This is a genomic window from Syntrophales bacterium (genome assembly GCA_030655775.1).
GTDB lineage: Bacteria > Desulfobacterota > Syntrophia > Syntrophales > JADFWA01 > JAUSPI01.
The window spans coordinates 1-3272 of sequence record JAUSPI010000060.1 but is presented as its reverse complement, the minus strand read 5'-3'; the positions used below and the strand labels follow the sequence as shown (position 1 = coordinate 3272).

The following is a 3272-nucleotide window of genomic DNA, read 5'->3' as shown; positions in this document are numbered from 1 at the left end:
TGATGGTACGGGTAGCGCCGACTTCAATTACAGGCATTGTCTGCCTCGCAAGTTCCATGTAGAATTTTTGAAGCTCCTCAGCGCCGCTGGCAATACCCTCGCCAACCCCCGCCTCCAATATCTTATTGCTGTCGTATGTTTGTAACTCCCCCAGCGGGCTGACAGCCACATTCTGCGTGGAAGACTTTATAGCACTACCCAGACCGCCGAAAAATCCTGCGAGCACGGATCTCGCAATCGTCGCCCCCATCTTCGATACGACTCTTCCGCGAAGCCCGATCTTCCCATCCGTATCAACTACGAACCCCTTGATCTTATCGTCGATAACCGCCCTTCCTTTCTTGGAAAGACAGGAAAGCGTAACCAGCCTGAGATGAGCCCTTTCATCGGCGAGACTGCCGTGACCTTCGGCGATAACGAAGCACCCTTTTAAATTGGCCCGGACACTGTTAGGAAGAAATGCCAGATCTTTAATTCGCAATAAAACCGGCACAGGGTTTCCCTTTGCATTTTCCACTGTCGGTGCATCCAAGCCAGAAAGAAGGGTCGCCTCCATAAAAGAAGGTGGAAGATAAATCTGATCTTCTAAAGTTTTTTTTTCCTTCTTTAACGAATCAGAAATAATGTCCTTGTTCTTCACTATCCCTATTTCACCGATTATCTGGACGGGTTCAGCTATCTTATTATTTTGCAAAGCTTGATTGGAAGATTCAAGTAACGTTTGCCGGGGAGGTACGGGAATCGTCACTCTTGGCTGTGCCATGGTTGGTACTTTATCTTTACTATCTTTATCTGCTGTTCCCGCCTTATTGACTGATGCCTTCCCCATAGTTTCACGTAATTGTTTAAGCTGTTCACCCATTTCCCCCAGTTTTTTCTGGCTTTCGAGATAAGCAGACTTTTCAAGGAGATGGGTATTAAGCGTAATCTCTTTTTTTGTGTACCGTGGAGTCGATTCGTGACGGCCCCCCTGAATTTCATAGGCCACCAATCCGCCCAATACAATTACGAGGATAAGTGTGATGATTCCTGCCATTTTCTTGCGCCGCGGCATCATCTGATTCCAAAAATCTTTGATTTTATTTAACATATATATAAACCCTTTCCCCCTGCATTGGTTTATTTCAGAGGGCTGGCCGCGGTTGTTGACAACTTGTCGCCAGCCTCTTCCCGATTTCTCTCACAGATGTAAATCCTTGTCTGATCGTCCCCTTCAAGGTGCGGTTTCTCGATTGCGACAGCAATAGTGTCGGTTGTCAGGTCGGTTTGCAGGAAATTCCGCTCATCCAGGTCCACACCCGTGCCTTTCTTTTGAGAACCGGGACTAATCTCGGCCTGGTATATTTTCAGCCTGATTCCCTCACCATCAGCAACAACACTACGAAGCAAAACAAGCCTTATTCCTTCAATTCTTTTGATCTCACGTCCTATGTTAGTAACAGTGAAAGAGTAAGGAATATTGTCCTGATAAGCATATTGAATTATAGCAATGACCTTTTTTTCCAGGGGCATCCCTGAAAATAGTTCACTGTTAGCTTTGATCTTATCTCTCCCGCCAGCGGAAAGCCGAATTGTACGCGCTATAGTCTTGTCCTGGGGAACGGCAATGATGTTGTATACTCTGTCCCCTGAAACAATAAACAGTTCTGATGGCAGGGTGGAGTAAATAGTATCCTGGCCTTTCCTTACTGCCTGGAATTTGACGTAACAATCTTTCCCGCTGAACTGTATTGAAAGACCCTTTTCTTTACTGTAAACCACGTCCTTGATTTCCTCGGAACTCGTAATCCTGTTTACATCGGTATTGCTCATAACGATGACTGTCGGGACTTCAGGCATGACCGTTATCCCGTGAGCGTTTTTCTTTGCTTTGGCAAGGAGCTTTGACATGGTTAAAGCCTGCTGCGAGGGCCTTATCGGAAGCTGTGGTACAGCAACCCTTACCGGCTTTTGATCTTTAGCTTGATGTATGTCCGGTTTATTACTTTTTGCCGGATCAGGTTTTTTGTTACGCGACGTCCGGGCTCGTCTATTTTTAAGCGCCTGTTCATGCAGCTTTTCGTTTTTGCCTTGAGAGGAAGCGTTTAACCCCTTCAGCCGCTCTATTACCTTCTGTTGCATTAACGGAGATTTTACGTCATCACCGCCGCAAACAGCAGGAGTTGCAATAAGCAGTATTATCAAAACAATTATTACGGAAACTTCCCTAATCCTCATCTCTGTTTCCTTTCTTGTGCTTTTCGGAAATGCCGGTTATCCTGAATCTTCCATCGGATATCGTGTATCCTACAAGATATACTTTGGCTCCGTCCTTAACCTTTCTGTCATCCATATAGTGCCGCTCTATGCCTCCAACCTCGATCCATTTCTTTTTTTTATCCATCCATATCTTATCAATATAAAACGTGCTGCTGGTCTGCGTTATTTCCACGTTATCGGCATAATTATAGAAAGTTGTTTTCCCTTGAGGATATGAGCCGGAGTCAAACAGTGCAAGAAGCTCATCGTACTGTTTTCTTACTGTGGCGGGGCTGTAGTTAAATGCAAGCGAAACAATATAACGCGTAAATGCCTTAACATACTCATCATTCACAATATTGCCCATAACCTCAATATTGTCCCTTGCTCCGGGTGGAATAATGATTACCTTTTGGTAGCGGAGCGCATGGTACGAGTAAATCGAGCTCATGAGAACAGCAATACCAATAACCACTACAAAAAACTTTAAGAGCCTGTTTTCCGAAGCAATATTTGACTTTTCGTTCATAAAAATATCGAATTTCATTCTACGAATGTATCCTCAAAAAAAATAGGGTATCCTTTTAAATTTAAGATACCTATAAAATAGAGCATGTGTTTCAGGAAACCTTTGGGATATTTCTTTTTCGTCCTGGAATAGAACCAGGGTACCAAAACCATAAGAATCCAGAAAAAACTGCCATACACCATTGCCAGACCAAAAAAGATAAACATCATGCTGAGCTCATCTGGCTCGAACCACAAAACTTGCAATGGATCTGACAGATACTGCGGGAACCTTTTTCCACCCACGAACACTCTCCTTTACCATTGATTCCCTGCGCTCCGCGCCCCACCCAGCCAGAGAATCAACGGCCCTTCGACTACTAAATAAGCATTCCCAGTGAGGTTACTATTGTGTCTGATTTGATCAAGGCGCCTCCTCCAAGAGTAGCCGCTAGGGCAGGAAAAATCTGCGACCTTATCGCTGAAAAAGCGCCAAACGCTATTGCCCCACATCCACAAACGAATCC

Annotated in this window: 4 protein-coding genes; all 4 read right to left on the bottom strand. The window is 44.7% G+C overall.

Translation table 11 applies throughout. The annotated features are described in order from the left end of the window. A partial coding sequence (locus tag Q7J27_03095) for a TraB/VirB10 family protein (protein ID MDO9528126.1) occupies positions 1–1090 on the bottom strand: 1090 nt, incomplete at its 3' end. 29 nt (positions 1091–1119) lie between these two features. Continuing rightward, a complete protein-coding gene (locus tag Q7J27_03090; GenBank protein ID MDO9528125.1) occupies positions 1120–2217 on the bottom strand; it encodes a type-F conjugative transfer system secretin TraK in 1098 nt (365 codons plus the stop codon). Beyond that, positions 2207–2785, bottom strand: coding sequence for a type IV conjugative transfer system protein TraE (locus Q7J27_03085; GenBank protein MDO9528124.1), 579 nt, complete (start codon positions 2783–2785; stop codon positions 2207–2209). The genes Q7J27_03090 and Q7J27_03085 overlap by 11 nt, the downstream gene beginning before the upstream one ends. Beyond that, positions 2782–3051, bottom strand: a complete 270-nt coding sequence (gene traL, locus Q7J27_03080; protein MDO9528123.1) for a type IV conjugative transfer system protein TraL — start codon at positions 3049–3051, stop codon at positions 2782–2784. The genes Q7J27_03085 and traL overlap by 4 nt, the downstream gene beginning before the upstream one ends. Positions 3052–3272: the final 221 nt, after the last annotated feature.